This is a genomic window from Citrobacter sp. TBCS-15 (assembly GCF_005280815.1).
Classification (GTDB): domain Bacteria; phylum Pseudomonadota; class Gammaproteobacteria; order Enterobacterales; family Enterobacteriaceae; genus Citrobacter; species Citrobacter werkmanii.
In genome coordinates this window covers 880,124-896,570 of the sequence record NZ_SZWK01000292.1, presented here as the reverse complement: position 1 = coordinate 896,570, position 16,447 = coordinate 880,124, and the positions used below count along the sequence as shown (strand labels likewise).

Genomic DNA, 16,447 nt, shown 5'->3' with positions numbered 1-16,447 from the left:
GTCACACCGCACGTAACATCATCTCCACACCCAGTCCGAGCAGACACAACAGAAAACAGCGTTTAAACACCAGCGGTGAAATAACTCGACGTACGCGGGTCCCCATCCACTGACCAATCAGCGCGGGAACAATGGCCAACGCCGATAAGCTCAGCGACTGTGCAGGCAGCGCGTTGTGCCACCACAGTCCAAGCGCCAGTGCCAGCGTTGAAAATGTGAAAGAGATCCCCAGCGCCTGCACCAGTTCATCTTTATCAAAACCCAGAGATTGGATCCAGGGCACCGCAGGCATCACAAATACGCCGGTTCCGCCGGTCAGCAAGCCGGTAACGAATCCAATAACGAGGGAGTACGGTTTTTCACGGTGCGCGGCCACCGCGATCTTCTTGCCCGCCAACGTCCAGATGGCGTAAGCCACCAGCGCTACGCCGAGCGCAAACTGGGTACGGGCCGTGTCGCCGCCGGTAATCCAGGCACTGGCAAGCAGGGTCGCTACCACCACCATCAACAGCATTGGCCACAGCCGTTTGAGTAATCTGCGCGTATTACCACCGCCGCCAAACTGGAACAAATTACTTATAAGCGAGGGTAATAGCAGCATTGCCGCTGCGGCAACCGGCGAAATAAGCGATCCGAGGATTCCCATCGCCACGGTGGGTAACCCCATACCGGTGACACCTTTCACCATGCCCGCGAGGACAAATGTCGCGGCAATCATCATTACCAGAGAAGGTCCAAACGCTACAGAACTCGTCATGTTGCATTTTCCTGCAAAGAGAAGGTGACCTATTCTGAACACCAATCACCCTGCTTGCTTCGCCAGACAACGAAATATGTCCTCCCGTTTTAGCGACGGCAGCATAAAAAATGCCGGGTTTCCCCGGCACGATTATCAGAACGTTTTCGCCCACCACAGCCGAAGCTTCATGCCCCAGTAGCTGGTCCAGCCGCTGGTTGTAGACATCACCCGGCCTTGCGACATCACCACCAGCGTGGGCGTGACGCTGATTGCCCAACTGTGGGAAATGGCCCCGTTTGCATCATTGATGACCGGAAAGTCCATGCCTTTTCGCAACAGCCAGCGGGATACCTCGGCTTCATTACCGGAGCGTAGCGCAATGGTCATCACGTTTTCCCCTTCCGAACGTAGCCTGGCGACTTCCGGGGTCGTGAAGCGGCACACGCCGCACCAGCTTGCCCAGAAATAGAGCAATACCGGCTCGTTTTGACTCAGCGCCGCCAGCGTGACGGTTTCACCATCCAGCGTTTGTAAAGGCGTACTGTCAAACGAGGCGGGGAGCTGTGGCGCACGCCAGGCATCCATCAGCAGCATCACACCGGCTAACAACGCCAGTAAGATCACCCCTTCGCGCAGCCAGCGGCGCAGCTTACTGACCATTGGCTGCCGCCAGTTTTTCTTTTACGACTTCCTCAAGCGTTTCCCACGGTACCGCGCCGGGAATGAGTTCATCGCCAATAATCGTTGCAGGAGTACCTTGCACCCCGACCAGTCGCGCCAGTTGCAGATTCGTACTCAGCGTTTCAGCACTTTGCGCGTCCAGCGTCACCGGAGTGGCGCCCGCTTTTTCCTGGGCCTGCTTGATACTCACGTCAGTATGATAGCCCTTCTTCTGCATCAGCTTTTCATGCAGCGCCAGAAACTGCTGCGGATACTGATGCCAGGTGGTCAGCACGGTCCGCGCCGCCAGTTCCGAACTTTCCCCTTTAAATGGCAGGGGTTTAATGACCACCGCCACGTCAGGATATTTCTGCACAATTTTCTCCAGCATCGGATCGAGCTGTTTACAGTATGGACAGTTGTAATCGGTAAAGTTTATCAGCGTCAGTTTCGCCTGCTTTGCACCAATACGTGGACTGTTGGGATCGTTAAACAGGGCTTCCTGGATAAGCGCTTCGATTTGCTTTTCCTGTTCCGGGGTAAATGGCGCAGGCTCTTTCGCCACGCTGACGGCGGAAAACAGGGTTAACAGCAGAACAATCATCATCTTCATGGGGTGACTCCTTTGGCATCATTCAACGTTTGCAGTACCGCATCGCGGGTTAACAACGTTGGCAACGCCTGACCTTCCGGCAGACCGGGGCCATAAATTTGGTTATACGGCACAGCAACCTGGCCGCGTTTTTTCAGAAATTCGGTGATGGCTTCAGAAGGGAGCGTCCAGTCGCCGCGCAGCGCCACCACATCCGGCTGTTGCAACGCGGCCTGGACGTCATCTTTATGCAAGACGTTGTATTTATTTACCTTACAGGTAATGCACCAGTCCGCTGTGACGTCAATAAACACACGTTTGTGTTGCGCCAACGCCTCTTCAATTGCCTGCTCGCTAAGCGGCTGCCAGTTGACGCTCTCTTTAGCGCTACTTTGCCCTGCCAGCCCTAAATGCGGGAGCAGCAATGTCGCAAGCCAGATAGCCGAACCCAGCATCATCACGCCGAGCAGACGCCGCAGGATATTCATCCAGCGCCCCGGCCGCGGCAGGCGCAGCGCCAGACCGGGACGCAGGGCCACCAGCAGCCACGGCAGGCTCATCCCCAGACCCAGCGCGATAAACAGCCCCCACAGCGTCGGTAATGAGGCCGTCAGCGCCACCGCCACCGCCGTTCCCAGAAACGGGGCACTGCACGGCGTGGCGAGCAGGGTCGCAAATGCGCCTTGCCAGAAATGCCCCGACAGACCGTTGCCGCCGTGAGTCGCCAGCGAGGTGGTCATCGCCGAAGGCAAGCGGAATTCAAACCACCCGAACAGGCTGGCGCTAAACGTCAGCATCACCAACACCATAACGCCAATGAACCACGGATTCTGGAACTGGATCCCCCAGCCAAGCGCCTGATTGGTTAACCGCAGTACCGTCATCAATAGCGCCAGAGCCATAAAGGAGACCAGTATTCCGGCTACCGATGCGAGGAACTGACGACGAATCTGGCGGCGGCTTTTTTCCTCGACCAGTAAAATCGAACCCAACTTCATGCCCAGCACCGGTAACACGCAGGGCATCAGGTTGAGAATCAACCCGCCCAATAGCGCCATTAGCGCCACCTGCCACAGCGGGAGTGAGGCGTTATCACTGGCTGGTGCTTCACCAATAGCAAGACGGCTTTCCTGCGCCACGCCGTTATCAGCCAGAACCAGCGTGACCGACTTACCGCGCAGATCCGGCGCACCTTCCCCCCAGCCATCATGTACAGGTACCGTGGCGCGTAGCGTTTCCCCGTCAACCTGGATTTGCGGCATACCAAAATCCGCATCATCTACGGCATCCAGATACAGCCCAGGCGCAGTCCAGCCTGCGGCGCGCTGCGCCTCAACGACCAGCTCTCCGGCACGCGCTCCGGCATGAAGAGAATCAGTCAGGCCACTGGCGAGCGGGATCTGCCCCATCGCCTGAGCATAGACATGCGCAAAAGTCGGATCCTCGGCGGTGGGCGTTACGGAAAAGGGGAAATCCGTCAACAGGCAAACGTTGCTACAGGTGGATAGCGTCAACACGCCGCTAAGCGTGGCAGGCGATCTGCCGCGCACCATCATCGGGAACGTCACCCGATCGTGATACCCCTGGGTGGTGATATTGGCGACCTCAAAACGCGCAGGGGTTGGCCAGAACCAGTCAACCGTGGGCATTTCGCCCTTCCAGGCGATAGACGGCGCGACGCCCCCCTCCCCCGGCGAACGCCAGTAGGTTTTCCAGCCATCTTCCAGTTTAACATCCAGCAACAGACGGGTTTCACCAGCGACTGACGTATCGGCGCGTAATCGCACACTGGCGTGATCGTTATCGGGTGAGCGTAGCCAGCCGGGTTCAGCCGCCCAGGATACGGGCAGCCAGAGTAATAACAGACAGAGCAGCGCCTGCCTGAAAACAGTCATCATAGTTTTTCTCCGTGAATAATTATCTAACAGTCAGCAACGGCTGTTCTGTCATTCACGGAAGACGCAAAATCGGAGATGTACCCTAAGAGTGGGCGGCGAGATGGCTCGCGGTGGGAAAAAAGGTAAACGAAACGCCCGCACAGGTGCCAGCAGCGACAGCAGCAGACACAGCGCCAGAATAATGCCTTCAAACAGTACCGGTGGCGCAGCCAGTAACGACTTCGCACTCAGTTCACATGGCGTAACCGGGGTAGCCTCATCAGGTTGCGCTTGTTCGCTTGTGACAACGTTTGGAGCAACGGTGTTCATCTGCAACGCATGCAGGCCCGCCATGCGCTGCGCGGTGCAAACCATCACCACAACACATGCCAGACAGAGGAACCACCATCCCAGCCGTTGACGTTTCGCCATTCTACCCTCACTGATTGATGCGGGTTATCTTAACCACTCGCCAGGTTTTAGCAACCTTTGCGCTGTAAAGTTATGTCCTGCTATTTGAAGGTTATACACACCCTCGCGCAATAAACACGCTATACGTGAAATGATTACCAATCATATTTTCAGCATTATTTATTACAGTATAACATTGCGAATCAAATACCCATTAAAATGTCACGCTAGTTATTATTCATTATTTATAAAGGATACCCGATAATATTTCACATCAGCAGAAAACAAGACACCTCGAATGTACCGCCATGTATTGATGCGTAAATGAAAGTAAGGGTCAGCACATTTGCAATGTGAATATCGTATTATAGCGAAACGCAATGGACACCGGTTCATTTCAAGAACAACTTGTTTAATAAATGTTATTTAGAGTATATGGAAATGAAAAAATATTTATTACCCCTGATTGGATTACTTTTCACAGTTAGCGCTCAGGCCGCAACATTTACCGACGGCAAAGAATTTATCTCACTTGAGAAACCTGTCGCTACAGCACCGGCGGCGCTGAAGTTTTTCTCGTTTTACTGCCCTTCATGCTATCAATATGATGAAGTGTTTAAAGTGACTGATAACGTGAAAAAAGTTCTGCCTGCTGATGTCAAACTCACCGAGTATCACGTCGACTTTTTAGGCCCTTTGGGGCAAGACATGACGCATGCCTGGTCCGTCGCCATTCTCCTGAACGTGCAGGACAAAGTGAAACCATTGTTGTTTGATGCCGTGCAGAAAAAACAAACGATTAAGACAGCAGACGATATTCGTAACGTATTTATCAACGCCGGTGTTAGCGCCAGCGATTATGATGCCGCGTGGAATAGCTTTGCTGTGAAATCGCTCACCGCCAAACAACAGGAAATGGCTAAAGCTGTAGATTTAAAAGGTGTGCCTGCCATTTTTATTAACGGTAAATATATGATCAATCCGAAGGGGCTGAAATCAGATGACCTTAATTCTTTCGTACAGAACTATGCAGATACGGTCCGCTTCCTGATCACCAAATCCTGATATTTCGCTAACCCGACTATTCGCACCACACAACAGACGCCACAACCTTGTAAAGCGCTGTTGGTGGTGCGACTCCATTGTTTATAACGATATCCTTTCTTCCCGGTTGGCATTCGCCGTTATCAGGATTACCCTAAACTTAGCGGTGACACCTTTTGTCAGGGTTCACCTTCTGCAAGTGTTGATTTACACGAGAGAACGCTATGGAATTAAAGGATTATTACGCCATTATGGGCGTGAAACCGACAGACGATCTCAAGACAATCAAGACCGCCTATCGTCGACTCGCCCGTAAATACCATCCTGATGTCAGCAAAGAGCCTGACGCAGAAGCCCGGTTCAAAGAGGTCGCTGAAGCCTGGGAAGTACTGAGTGATGAACAGCGACGCGCCGAGTACGACCAGTTGTGGCAGCACCGCAACGACCCTCAGTTCAACCGTCAATTCCAGCAAGGAGAGAAAAAAAACTATAGCGCCGAAGATTTCGACGATATTTTCTCCTCCATTTTCGGTCAGCATGCTCACCACACGCGACAGCGCCATGCCAGTCGCGGACACGATATTGAAATTGAAGTTGCCGTATTCCTCGAAGAAACGCTCACTGAGCATAGCCGCACTATCAGTTACAACCTGCCGGTTTACAATGCCTTCGGTATGGTTGAACGGGAAATTCCCAAAACGCTGAACGTTAAAATCCCGGCAGGCGTGGGCAACGGTCAGCGTATCCGTTTGAAAGGCCAGGGTACCCCTGGTGAAAACGGAGGACCGAACGGTGATTTGTGGTTGGTGATTCATATCGCACCGCACCCACTGTTTGATATCGTCAATCAGGATCTGGAAGTTGTCGTTCCCGTAGCACCGTGGGAAGCCGCTTTGGGCGCGAAAGTGACCGTACCTACGCTGAAAGAAAGCATCCTGTTAACCATCCCTGCGGGCAGTCAGGCCGGGCAGCGGTTACGCATTAAGGGCAAAGGTCTGGTGAGTAAAAAACATACCGGCGATTTGTACGCGGTGATCAAAATCGTGATGCCGCCGAAACCTGACGACGCCAGCGCCGCTCTGTGGCAACAGCTGGCAGATGCACAAAAGACCTTTGATCCGCGCAAAGAGTGGGGGAAAGCATAATGGCTAATGTCACCGTCACCTTTACCATTACCGAATTTTGCCTGTACACCGGTGTATCAGAAGAGGAACTGCATGAGATTGTCGGCTTAGGTGTGATTGAACCCCATGAAGACGAGACCTTTGACGATCATGCCCTGACCGTAATGCGACGCGCAATGCGCCTGCGCCAGGAGCTGGAGCTTGACTGGCCGGGAATCGCCGTTGCGCTGACGTTGTTAGAAGAGAACGCGCAGTTGCGTCAGGAAAACCGCGTGTTGCGCCAGCGCCTGTCTCGCTTTATCAGCCATCCGTAGTACGTTGGGGTCAGCATCGCGCTGGCCCTTTTATGATCCAGTGTCCGCGCTTAATGACATTGCTCAGCGAATGGCATACAGTCAGAATAAGAAATATCTCCAACCATAAGACGTTAGGCCATGCAGCTTAAACCCCTCACTAAAGGTCGTTTTCACAATATCTGGCAGCAGGATGATGCCTTAATCGAGAAAATATTCCAGGAGTTGCTCTCTGAAACTCAGATTATCCTGGAAGATGAATATCTCTATCGCCAGGGACAAATTGTTGATCGACTGATTATGGTGCAGTCGGGCAGAATTTCTTTGCGCTACAGCGCTGAGAATGGGCGTCGTTTTCAACTGGGCGCAATGGAATGTGATGAACAACTGTTTGGAGAAATGGAATTTTTTACCGGTTACCGCTGCCAACTGGATATTGTAGCCGAAGAGCCGCTGACCGTAGCAGTGTGCAGCTGTGAACGCCTGGAAGAGGCGCTGAACCAACACCCCAGACTGGCGATATTTTTTGCCAGCGCGATGGCCGTTGACTATCAGGATATGTTAGAAATTTTCCTGCACCGGATGCTCTACCCAATCGTACACAACGTAGCGTACGACCTGTATCGCCAGCATCAGAACAAGCAACCGATGGATGGTTTTCATAAAAAATATCAGGAAGCGGAGCGATTCGGCACGACCGACAGGGTATATCGACGGGCGGTAAAAGCGTTGACGGATGCCGGGCTGGTAACGCGTACGAAACAAGGTCTGGAAATTAAGGATCTGGAAGGTTTACGCCAATTTCTCGGTAACGACATCATTGACTGACACACCAACCATTCTGAGTGTTGGTGTGCCGTCGGGTCGCTATCAGAATTTATAGGTGAGGTTGAAGTAGTGACCAAGACCGGTGGTGCGCCCTGCTCCACCGTGATTTTCCATCAATGCCATATTGCGGAAATACTTCAATCCATAACCTACCGCATAGTGCTCTGAATGCCAGTAAATTCCGTTATACCATTCAATCGCGTTATTGCTATACAGCGGCTGGTTAGCAATCTTGTTAGCGGCAAACTGATAGTCAAAGTATCCCTGATAGTTGAGATAGCTGCCGTTAGCGAAGGTATAGAACGGCGTCGACCAGTTGGTCGAGAACATGTAACCATCCCACTTGCCTTCGTTATCCGCGCCATAGTTTTCACGAACATAGTGGGCATAGATGTTCATTCCCACCATACCAAACCATGGGACCTTAACATCCGTACCTAAACCGACATAATGTTCAAACAATTCTCGATCGCCGATGTTATTCACCGTCGCGATATAAAATTCGTTAAATGGACCAACGGATAAATCTTTATTGAAAATAGCATCCAGGGAAAACCGCGGAGATATCTTGGCGAAGAAGTTATCACCACCGTGACGATCGTCCTGCTTGCTGTCTAAAATATCGAAGAAATCGACATAACCATACAAATCGATAATTCCGGAACGTGCACCGAACTCCAGTTCCAGATAGGTGTCATTACGAATACCATACGGTACTTTCGCATCCACACTTTGCATTAAATTCAATTGCATCCAGTTAAAATCATTTTTACGAATATTGCCATCGGTATAATCAGCCGCAAGAGCTTGCGTACAGCTGATAGCAATTACAGTGCCCAGAACTGTTTTTTTAAGCATTGATATTTTTTTCTTCAGCATTTTCAATTCCTTTGAGTAAGGTTGTGTGTCGCCCCACCCGATAAAGGGTGTGGCGGCTGGCTATCTAATTAAGGAGGTAAGCGTTATTACTGTATTTATTTACGTTTGAGTTTGAGTGTCCCCATCAGCATGACGAAGATAATTAAATACAACACCGGTATTGCATACATTATTTTCTGCAATCCCATCGTTTTTTCCATCAGAGCACTGATCGCAGGACTAAACATAGCCCCGGCGCTACCACTAATTAAAATATAAGAAACGTTCTGACTACTCGCACGCTTAACAAACGAAACGCCATAAGCAATAAAGGAGTTATACAACGCCGCACAGACAAACCCATAACTGTAAGCGAGATAATCAAGCCCAGAGATCTGTTCTTTCGTAACGATAATGGTAGTAATCACACACGCCAGAAGAATAATACTGAGCAGGAAATAATGGATCTTCACCCGGGAAACAATCACGGTAGAGACTAACGCCCCGACCAGCGCAGCCCCCCAGTATTGGGTAATAATATTCCCGGCCTCTTCAAATGGAATACCAAACTTGTTCTTCACAAATAACGGTGCCCAGGTGAGGAAGGTATACAGCGCCAGCATGCCTAAAAACAGACCTATACCGCCGCTGATAATCCCAGGATTCCACTCTGATTTCACTGCATCTGTGCGATCCGCCGCAGGAGCCGTTTCACAGGCAGTGAAGCGGGTTAGCATCACAACTCCCAGCGTGAGTAAGGCCACTATGCCAACGCTAAGGTAGCTATAACTCCACGACATATTATGCGTCAGGGCAAAGGTAGTGATCAGCGGAAAAACCACGCCCGCAACGTTAAAAGTGGCATCCTGAACCACCAGCATCGTGCTCTGAATGCGATCCTGCCAAACCGAAACCACGATTGTTCCCGCCACGCACAGACCAATACCGCCGCAGAATCCCACTAAGGTCATAGCGACCATCACCGGCCATAAGCCGGGGCTTAAGTGCATTGCCAGCGCGCAGAGGAACACTATCGAATAGATAATCAGCGTCATACGCTTCACACCGATTTTTTCTATCAGGAAAAAGGCGGCGATGGTCCCAGCCAGTGCTCCGCCATTGAGTAACGAAAATATCGAGGCGACAGTGTTTACATCGGCACTGTAGCGTACTGCAATCGGTTCAATCAGCATGCCGAATTGGCTGGCAAACCCTGCCATAATAAAATTTGCCAGAAAACTAATCAGCGTAAGTGCTATTTTATTCTTCATATAATGCCATCTCTGATTGGTTCAATTAAAAGACGGGGCTAAGCCGTAACGGCCGTATTTAGCGCCAGCTCTATCATATTTTTAAAGGTTAACTGTCGTTCTTCTGCCGTCGTTTCTTCTCCTGTCAGGCAATGATCGGATACGGTTAAAATAGCCAGTGCTTCAATACTAAACTGATGCGCCAGGGCATAGAGTCCTGCCACTTCCATATCCACCCCCAGCACACCGAATTTTTCCAGTGCCGGAATTAAATTTTCGTCAGGGTCGTAATAAAGGTCGCCACTGAAGACGTTACCGACCTTAATATCGATTCCGGCCTTTTGTGCCAACGTCCACGCCTGCTGTAATAGTGGAAAATGCGCAGACGTCGCCATTGCGTAGCCCGCGCTACGTTTTAAATTAGTAACGGAATCCGTTCCGGCAGCGACGGCAAGGATAATATCGCGCATTTTGACATGATGTTGGGTTGCCCCCAGGCTACCGACGCGAATAATTCTCTGCACGCCAAAATCATGTACCAGCTCATGGGCATAAAGCGTCATTGAAGGAATGCCCATGCCGTGTCCCATTACCGAAACAGGTTGTCCAAAATAAAGACCGGTATAGCCCAACATATTGCGCACATTGGTAACTTCGCGGCAATCCATTAAATAGTTTTCGGCAATAAACTTCGCGCGTAGAGGATCGCCCGGCATAATCACAGTTGGCGCAAAATCACCCGGTTTAGCATTAATATGTGCAGTCATAACAATTCCTGAATTATGGGTATTGAAGATATGCAGGGATTGTAACCAGACGTTTGCAGGGGATTGAGGACAAAAGTCCTGCTCAGAGGATCGGCCTCTCATTTCTGAGAGTTAGTGTAAATGCCAATTGATTGACTGGATAAAACATCACCCGATCAGACGAGGATTAAATCAGGCTGTAAAATGATGGCTGATAACAATGTTCTAAAGCAAAAAGGGGTTACCTTTCGGTAACCCCTTTTCATGTTTGGCGGAAGCGTAGAGATTCGAACTCTAGAACCCTTTCGGGTCGCCGGTTTTCAAGACCGGTGCCTTCAACCGCTCGGCCACGCTTCCAATGAGGCGCACTATAAACATCCCGAACGGACCTGTAAAGTACCAATGTGTTCGTTTGCCTGAAAAACAGCCAAAATAGTGTTAATCGACTGAAATAAAAACAAATTGGCCATTTATTCAGCACAAATAGCGGCTACCAGGCTTAATGTTTTTTGATGTACATATCTTTGGTGTAGTAATTTCCGCGGTTATCCGGCGCAAATCCTCCTACCCACGGCTTCACCAGATGCGTGCGAACATAGTGATAAATCGGAATAGCAGGTACATCCTCACCTAACAGATCTTCAGCCTGCTGGTAGTCTTTACCTCGCTCTTCCAGTGAACTTGCTTTCGCTGCCTTATGCATCGCTTCATCAAAGGCAGGGTTACTGTACCCGGTGGTATTCTCACTGTCGCCGGTGCGGAAAATATTGAGGAAACTTGAGGCATCGTCATAGTCGGCTATCCACGCATAGCGCACAACGTCAAAATTACCGGTGTGCATGGTATCCAGCATGGTTTTCCATTCCTGATTTTGCAGCTTCGCCTCAACACCAAGATTTTTCTTCCACATCGAGGATGCGGCAATCGCAATACGCTGATGCGTTTCGAAGGTGTTGTAGAGCAGATTTAAGCTCAGTGGATGGTCAGGACCATACCCGGCCTCCGTGAGCAGTTTTTTAGCTTCAGCAATGCGTTTGTCGAGTGGCCACGACGCATACTCTGGCGCATGCAGTTGTACCCCACCGATTTCAGGCTGGCTGATAACCCACGCCGCACGTTGCCCCTGCCCCATCACCTTTTGCGCAATGATGTCTTTATCCAACGCCATATTCAGCGCCCGACGCACGCGCGGGTCATTAAAGGGCGCTCTGGTCGTATTGAACTGATAGTAATAGGTTGAAAGCTGAGGCGAGACATGGAGTTCATCGCCCATGGTCTTTTTCAACTGCGCAAACTGATTGACCGGTACGCTATACACAATGTCAATTTCCCCCGCCTTATAGCGGTTCACGTCAGCAGATTCTGAACTAATGGGCAGGTAAGTGACTTTATTAATGACCGTGTGCCGATCGTCCCAGTAATGCGGGTTACGCTCGGCAACGATGCGCTCATTGACCACCCACTGCGATAATTTGTACGCTCCGCTGCTAACAATATGCTCTGGGCGGGTCCACTTATCGCCAAAACGGCCAATCAGCACTTTATCGAGCGGGACCAACGACGGGTGTGCCAGCATCGCCAGAAATGCCGCCGTCGGTTGCGTCAGGGTAATTTCCAGCGTGGTATCATCCAGGGCTTTAACCCCCAGCGTGGCGGGATCTTTGTTACCCAGCGCAATATCGACCGCATTCACCACATGCATATTGCCCAGATACGAGGCATAAGGTGAAGCCGTTTGCGGCGAGACCAGCCGCTGCCAGCTCCAGACGACATCCTGTGCGGTGATAGCCGATCCATCTGACCAGGTTATGCCCGGACGTAAATGAAAGGTCCAGACGGTATTACCTTTATTCTCCCAGGATGCGGCAAGACGGGGTTCAATAGACCCATCCGGCTTAACTGCCACCAGTCCGTCGAACATATCGCTGATTAAATTAAACTCCACGTTGCTTTCGACTTTATGCGGATCCAACGACGCTGGCTCGCTACCGTTGTTTCTCACCAGCTCCTGTTTTTCTGCAAGTACTGTTCCTGCCGGAACATTTGCCGCCCTCGCAGCGCCGTATACCGACATCAAACAGGCAGCCAGCAACGCAAATGTAAATACTTTCGATTTATCTTGAGTCATTCCCTTTACCTTATTGCTCTGTTTATGATGACACCACTGTCACTGTCAGAGAGAAACGGGAATAAGGCAATATTTTTCAGTTACCTGGCTGATATCTGACAGGCATTTTTGCACATACAGTGCTAACATCTGATTCGGGAGCTTTTGCTGAAATAATATGCTTAAGCCTGGCGGCTTAAAATGCGTAAAGATGGGTAAAACCGCTGTGTCATTCCCCTTGATTTCATTATCCTTCATCATTAATTACATCTGTCATAAGAGAGTGACTCATGGATCGTATTATTAGTTCTTCACGCGATCGTACATCGCTACTCAGCACACATAAGGTGCTGCGCAACACCTATTTCCTGCTCAGCCTGACGCTGGCGTTTTCGGCGATCACCGCAACGGCGAGTACTGTGCTGATGCTGCCTTCACCGGGACTTATCCTGACGCTGGTGGGTATGTATGGTCTGATGTTCCTGACCTATAAAACGGCGGATAAACCGGTTGGCATTTTGTCAGCGTTCGCCTTTACCGGTTTCCTGGGCTACATTCTGGGGCCAATTCTGAATACCTACCTGTCTGCGGGCATGGGTGATGTTATCGGCATGGCGCTGGGCGGTACAGCACTGGTCTTCTTCAGCTGCTCTGCGTATGTGCTGACCACGCGTAAAGATATGTCCTTCCTCGGCGGTATGCTGATGGCAGGTATCGTGGTTGTGCTGATCGGTATGGTTGCGAATATCTTCCTGCAACTGCCGGCACTGCATCTGGCGATCAGCGCGGTGTTTATTCTGATTTCTTCAGGCGCAATCCTGTTTGAAACCAGCAATATCATCCGTGGCGGTGAAACCAACTACATCCGCGCCACTGTTAGCCTGTACGTTTCGTTGTACAACATCTTCGTCAGCCTGCTGAGCATTCTGGGCTTCGCCAGCCGCGATTAAGCAGCATCACTGATACGAAAAAAGAGAATGCCATTGGCATTCTCTTTTTTTATACCTTATTCACTCCGGCAGATATAGGTAGGATAACGCCGGTCCTGAATCAGCCACACGGCAGGTGAAAGTTCAGAAATCGTCAGGTAGTAGCGAGCGGTCGGCCAGGCAAAGCTTCCCCACTGGGCATCAGGGGTGTTGTCATTGTGTCGACGCCAGGTTTTGGTGTAACTCAATACAATGACGTTGTCATCGTCCCGCCGCTCCCACGTAAAGTCCACATCCCTGTCAATAATCAAATTTTGCCCCCCAGCTCTTGCCGCACCTTTATAGGTGGTCAACCCTGTACCGTCCCGATGAAAATAGAACTGCGCAATGGTATTGACCTTCACTTCACTTGCTTTTCCCTCATTACGCGTAAAGTTAAATTCAGTGCTGCAGGCCAGCACATCGCTTTTGCCGACCGCGCCGCAATAGTAAAACAGCGCCAGTGCACCGCCAACCACGGCACCGCCCAATCCAAAAAGAAGCCTTATTTTCATTTTTCGGCCCCACTTTTATAGCGAATAGTCTTGCACAGGCTGGTTTTACTGACCGGGCAGGCACCGATGAACATTTCATCGGCAGCGGCGAGCGAAAAACGAGCACTGAAATAATAAATATCGTACTCCTCGCGCTCACAAGCCACGTTATTGGCCTCCAGTCGCTCGGCTAATTTCGAGAGCACTAACGGTCGTCCATGATCGTTGATAATCCAGACACTACAACGTGCGATTTTTTCCTCGACCGGCTTTAATTTCGCCGGAACAGTTATCTCCTGCGGGCGGCTAATGTAAATGCCCGCCCCCAACGCTGCGACGATCAATGCCGCTATAATCAACCACCTTTTCAGGTAAGTACGCCGGGGCTGTATGTCTGGTTGCGTGGAAGGGGATTGTGGCTCAGCGGCTTGAATGTTCTCACCAGGCTGAAAAATCACATCGGCATCAAAACGGAATCCATAGCGCGGGACTGTGACGATAAATTCGTATCCCTCGCCCAGAGACTGGAAGCTTTTACGCAGTTCGCTTACCGCTTTATTGAGATTATTTCCGGATGGCGTAAAGCCAAACTCTTCCCATACGCGAGTGATCAATTCCTCCCGGCTCAGGTCGCGTCCTCGGTGTTTAATAAATTCCTGTAAAAGACGAACGGCTGGCGCCGAAAGTGATAATACAGACTCAGGTTGTCCAACAAGACTTATTGCATGTGCTTCAGGATCAAATAACAACGAATTATTGCATATAAAAAACATCTTTTATTCTCGGCTGTAACCGCATGCTTTTTATTCCCTGGTACATCGACATGAAAACCGCCTCCTGATCTGCTTATTTTTTCATCAGAAGGAATTTTCTTCCCATCCTTGGCCGCGGTATTTTCGCTTAACTATACAACCTTAAAGCCAGAAAAGCAGGATAAAAAACTGTATATAACGAGTTAACTAATACAAATTTTCACAAACCGCTGTTCTGGTTAAAGTTTCCCTGCCCTGAAGCGATACGAAAGCAGACGGTGTCCTGGTGTTAACGCGCCGCCTTTAAACTCAGAGCAGGCAGACTGATTGTGAAACAGAAAAAAAGAGTGAGCATGACAACCGCCTTTTATGTCGCCGCGCTGTCATTGCCATTTTTCTCAGAAATGACAATGGCCAATATGAGCGTGTATCCCATGGAACTGAATGTAGACAGTTCCGGTGCGGCGCAAATTAAGGTGGCGTCAAAAACGGATGATATTCAGTTCATTCGGGTGAGGCAAAAGAAAATTCTTAATCCCGGCACGGCCGAGGAAAAAGAAATTGACGTGGCGGCATGGAAAGAAGATGGCGTGGTGGTTACGCCCGAAAAATTTGCCCTCGCGGCCGGCGCGATGCGCGTAGTTCGGTTGATATCGCTTATGCCTCCGAAAAAAGAGACCACCTGGCGCGTCTATTTTGAAGGGGTAAAACAACCTGACAGCATTATTCCGGGCAAGGCAGAAAGCCCTGCCGCGATGGCGACATTGGGCGTCAACGTGATTTGGGGCGCACTGGTCCATATTGCCCCAGAAGAAAACGTAATTTCACTGTCGTTCGACCCTCGCCGCGGAACGTTAAAAAACAATGGCACGCTGCGTGTACCGCTCAGAGAGATTGGTATTTGTGATGCAAATTCATCGTGTAAATGGATAAAAGAAGACGCGACGATTTATCCGGACACTGAACGTAAATTAAAAACACTCACAATGAGCCATGGCCAGAAATATAAATTCCGCTACTTCAACTGGGTGAATAAAACCGCTGAAGAAGCTGACTTACCCGTCGTGCAATAACACGACATCACTGTAAAACCCACGTAGTTCGTTGAAAGAGCCAAGGTGCTCATTTGTAAATATGGAGATATCAATGCGTAAGTATATTAAACCTCTGATGATTGTTGCCGCGATGGCCTCGTCCTTTAGCGCGCTGGCGATTCAAAAAGATATTACCGTTAACGCCAGCGTTGACTCACAGTTGGATATGACCCAGGCCGATAACACGCCGCTGCCGGCCAGTATCGACATGCAGTACCTGCCTGGCCGTGGTCTGGAAAGCTACCGTCTTAACACCAAGGTGTGGTCTAACTCCGCCACCAGCAACGTCAAAGTGCGCCTCGTTAGTGCGGCAAAACTCACCAACACGGATGGTGACCAGATTGTACCGATGACGGTAATTCTGGGTGATAAAACACTGTCTACCACCGATGCTGAATTTACCGGAACTGAACTGTTCCCTGGCAGCATTGAAAACGGTTCTGCAGTACTGCCGCTGACCATTTCTCAAACCACCAAAGGCATTCTGAAAACCGGTCAGTACAGCGGCGTTGTCAGCCTGATGCTGACGCAGGCGACAACCACGGAAGGCGGTGCGTAACACCACAGTACCTAAGGAATAACGTCAGAGGGTGCCCACCCTCTGACGTCA

Annotated in this window: 18 protein-coding genes and 1 tRNA gene; 7 read left to right on the top strand and 12 right to left on the bottom strand. The window is 50.4% G+C overall.

What is annotated here, in order from left to right; all coding sequences use genetic code 11:
* Window position 1: 1 nt before the first annotated feature.
* The 5 genes from FDW96_RS21945 to FDW96_RS21925 form a co-directional block, all read right to left on the bottom strand.
* Complete coding sequence (locus FDW96_RS21945) at window positions 2-757, bottom strand: sulfite exporter TauE/SafE family protein (RefSeq protein ID WP_137349319.1); 756 nt, start codon at window positions 755-757, stop codon at window positions 2-4.
* A gap of 135 nt (window positions 758-892) precedes the next feature.
* On the bottom strand, window positions 893-1,399 hold the full coding sequence (locus FDW96_RS21940) for a protein disulfide oxidoreductase (RefSeq protein ID WP_137366306.1): 507 nt from the start codon (window positions 1,397-1,399) through the stop codon (window positions 893-895).
* A complete protein-coding gene (locus tag FDW96_RS21935) occupies window positions 1,389-2,012 on the bottom strand; it encodes a DsbA family protein (protein WP_061381828.1) in 624 nt (207 codons plus the stop codon). The genes FDW96_RS21940 and FDW96_RS21935 overlap by 11 nt, the downstream gene beginning before the upstream one ends.
* The gene (locus tag FDW96_RS21930; RefSeq protein ID WP_137366305.1) at window positions 2,009-3,889 is read right to left on the bottom strand and encodes a protein-disulfide reductase DsbD; all 1,881 of its coding nucleotides are present in this window, start codon (window positions 3,887-3,889) and stop codon (window positions 2,009-2,011) included. The genes FDW96_RS21935 and FDW96_RS21930 overlap by 4 nt, the downstream gene beginning before the upstream one ends.
* Window positions 3,890-3,937: 48 nt before the next feature.
* Complete coding sequence (locus tag FDW96_RS21925) at window positions 3,938-4,300, bottom strand: copper resistance protein (protein WP_137349317.1); 363 nt, start codon at window positions 4,298-4,300, stop codon at window positions 3,938-3,940.
* Between the two features lie 420 nt (window positions 4,301-4,720).
* Here FDW96_RS21925 and dsbA point away from each other — a divergent pair, with 420 nt between their 5' ends.
* The 4 genes from dsbA (at window position 4,721) to FDW96_RS21905 (ending at window position 7,568) form a co-directional block, all read left to right on the top strand.
* A complete protein-coding gene (dsbA, locus tag FDW96_RS21920; RefSeq protein ID WP_042314130.1) occupies window positions 4,721-5,344 on the top strand; it encodes a thiol:disulfide interchange protein DsbA in 624 nt (207 codons plus the stop codon).
* 203 nt (window positions 5,345-5,547) lie between these two features.
* Window positions 5,548-6,468, top strand: coding sequence for a curved DNA-binding protein (gene cbpA, locus FDW96_RS21915; RefSeq protein WP_079224759.1), 921 nt, complete (start codon window positions 5,548-5,550; stop codon window positions 6,466-6,468).
* Window positions 6,468-6,761: a chaperone modulator CbpM gene (gene cbpM, locus FDW96_RS21910; protein WP_042314134.1), complete on the top strand. Its 294-nt coding sequence runs from the start codon at window positions 6,468-6,470 to the stop codon at window positions 6,759-6,761. The genes cbpA and cbpM overlap by 1 nt, the downstream gene beginning before the upstream one ends.
* Before the next feature lie 120 nt (window positions 6,762-6,881).
* Window positions 6,882-7,568: a Crp/Fnr family transcriptional regulator gene (locus tag FDW96_RS21905; RefSeq protein WP_042314136.1), complete on the top strand. Its 687-nt coding sequence runs from the start codon at window positions 6,882-6,884 to the stop codon at window positions 7,566-7,568.
* A gap of 42 nt (window positions 7,569-7,610) precedes the next feature.
* Here the strand turns inward: FDW96_RS21905 and FDW96_RS21900 are convergent, their stop codons facing one another.
* The 5 genes from FDW96_RS21900 to FDW96_RS21880 form a co-directional block, all read right to left on the bottom strand.
* Window positions 7,611-8,447 carry an outer membrane protein OmpK gene (locus tag FDW96_RS21900; RefSeq protein ID WP_042314138.1) on the bottom strand — a complete coding sequence of 279 codons (837 nt, stop codon included), beginning with the start codon at window positions 8,445-8,447 and terminating at the stop codon, window positions 7,611-7,613.
* A gap of 95 nt (window positions 8,448-8,542) precedes the next feature.
* Window positions 8,543-9,697, bottom strand: a complete 1,155-nt coding sequence (gene tsgA, locus FDW96_RS21895) for an MFS transporter TsgA (RefSeq protein ID WP_137366304.1) — start codon at window positions 9,695-9,697, stop codon at window positions 8,543-8,545.
* A gap of 38 nt (window positions 9,698-9,735) precedes the next feature.
* Window positions 9,736-10,443: a purine-nucleoside phosphorylase gene (deoD, locus tag FDW96_RS21890; RefSeq protein ID WP_061381833.1), complete on the bottom strand. Its 708-nt coding sequence runs from the start codon at window positions 10,441-10,443 to the stop codon at window positions 9,736-9,738.
* A gap of 248 nt (window positions 10,444-10,691) precedes the next feature.
* Window positions 10,692-10,779 (bottom strand) — tRNA-Ser (locus FDW96_RS21885).
* Between the two features lie 142 nt (window positions 10,780-10,921).
* Window positions 10,922-12,550 (bottom strand): ABC transporter substrate-binding protein, encoded by a 1,629-nt coding sequence (locus tag FDW96_RS21880; RefSeq protein ID WP_137366303.1) that lies wholly within the window; start codon window positions 12,548-12,550, stop codon window positions 10,922-10,924.
* A gap of 269 nt (window positions 12,551-12,819) precedes the next feature.
* On the opposite strand from FDW96_RS21880, the gene yccA reads away from it, so the two are divergent.
* Window positions 12,820-13,479: an FtsH protease modulator YccA gene (gene yccA, locus FDW96_RS21870; protein WP_003035917.1), complete on the top strand. Its 660-nt coding sequence runs from the start codon at window positions 12,820-12,822 to the stop codon at window positions 13,477-13,479.
* A gap of 56 nt (window positions 13,480-13,535) precedes the next feature.
* On the opposite strand, the gene FDW96_RS21865 is transcribed toward yccA, so the two are convergent.
* On the bottom strand, window positions 13,536-14,012 hold the full coding sequence (locus FDW96_RS21865) for a hypothetical protein (RefSeq protein ID WP_061381837.1): 477 nt from the start codon (window positions 14,010-14,012) through the stop codon (window positions 13,536-13,538).
* Entirely contained in the window at window positions 14,009-14,764 is a 756-nt protein-coding gene (locus tag FDW96_RS21860; RefSeq protein WP_042314157.1) for a winged helix-turn-helix domain-containing protein, read from the bottom strand. The genes FDW96_RS21865 and FDW96_RS21860 overlap by 4 nt, the downstream gene beginning before the upstream one ends.
* Window positions 14,765-15,072: 308 nt before the next feature.
* On the opposite strand from FDW96_RS21860, the gene FDW96_RS21855 reads away from it, so the two are divergent.
* On the top strand, window positions 15,073-15,816 hold the full coding sequence (locus FDW96_RS21855; RefSeq protein ID WP_061381838.1) for a hypothetical protein: 744 nt from the start codon (window positions 15,073-15,075) through the stop codon (window positions 15,814-15,816).
* Between the two features lie 73 nt (window positions 15,817-15,889).
* Window positions 15,890-16,396, top strand: a complete 507-nt coding sequence (locus tag FDW96_RS21850; RefSeq protein WP_042314159.1) for a CS1 type fimbrial major subunit — start codon at window positions 15,890-15,892, stop codon at window positions 16,394-16,396.
* Window positions 16,397-16,447: the final 51 nt, after the last annotated feature.

Bases quoted from the DNA above. Each gene is read 5' to 3' on its own strand.
- cbpA (WP_079224759.1), top strand. From the start codon at position 5,548: ATGGAATTAAAGGATTATTACGCCATTATGGGCGTGAAACCGACAGAC.
- FDW96_RS21860 (WP_042314157.1), bottom strand. From the start codon at position 14,764: ATGTTTTTTATATGCAATAATTCGTTGTTATTTGATCCTGAAGCACAT.
- FDW96_RS21930 (WP_137366305.1), bottom strand. From the start codon at position 3,889: ATGATGACTGTTTTCAGGCAGGCGCTGCTCTGTCTGTTATTACTCTGG.
- deoD (WP_061381833.1), bottom strand. From the start codon at position 10,443: ATGACTGCACATATTAATGCTAAACCGGGTGATTTTGCGCCAACTGTG.
- dsbA (WP_042314130.1), top strand. From the start codon at position 4,721: ATGAAAAAATATTTATTACCCCTGATTGGATTACTTTTCACAGTTAGC.
- FDW96_RS21905 (WP_042314136.1), top strand. From the start codon at position 6,882: ATGCAGCTTAAACCCCTCACTAAAGGTCGTTTTCACAATATCTGGCAG.
- FDW96_RS21945 (WP_137349319.1), bottom strand. From the start codon at position 757: ATGACGAGTTCTGTAGCGTTTGGACCTTCTCTGGTAATGATGATTGCC.
- FDW96_RS21935 (WP_061381828.1), bottom strand. From the start codon at position 2,012: ATGAAGATGATGATTGTTCTGCTGTTAACCCTGTTTTCCGCCGTCAGC.
- tsgA (WP_137366304.1), bottom strand. From the start codon at position 9,697: ATGAAGAATAAAATAGCACTTACGCTGATTAGTTTTCTGGCAAATTTT.
- FDW96_RS21925 (WP_137349317.1), bottom strand. From the start codon at position 4,300: ATGGCGAAACGTCAACGGCTGGGATGGTGGTTCCTCTGTCTGGCATGT.
- FDW96_RS21940 (WP_137366306.1), bottom strand. From the start codon at position 1,399: ATGGTCAGTAAGCTGCGCCGCTGGCTGCGCGAAGGGGTGATCTTACTG.
- FDW96_RS21865 (WP_061381837.1), bottom strand. From the start codon at position 14,012: ATGAAAATAAGGCTTCTTTTTGGATTGGGCGGTGCCGTGGTTGGCGGT.
- cbpM (WP_042314134.1), top strand. From the start codon at position 6,468: ATGGCTAATGTCACCGTCACCTTTACCATTACCGAATTTTGCCTGTAC.
- FDW96_RS21850 (WP_042314159.1), top strand. From the start codon at position 15,890: ATGCGTAAGTATATTAAACCTCTGATGATTGTTGCCGCGATGGCCTCG.
- FDW96_RS21900 (WP_042314138.1), bottom strand. From the start codon at position 8,447: ATGCTGAAGAAAAAAATATCAATGCTTAAAAAAACAGTTCTGGGCACT.
- yccA (WP_003035917.1), top strand. From the start codon at position 12,820: ATGGATCGTATTATTAGTTCTTCACGCGATCGTACATCGCTACTCAGC.
- FDW96_RS21880 (WP_137366303.1), bottom strand. From the start codon at position 12,550: ATGACTCAAGATAAATCGAAAGTATTTACATTTGCGTTGCTGGCTGCC.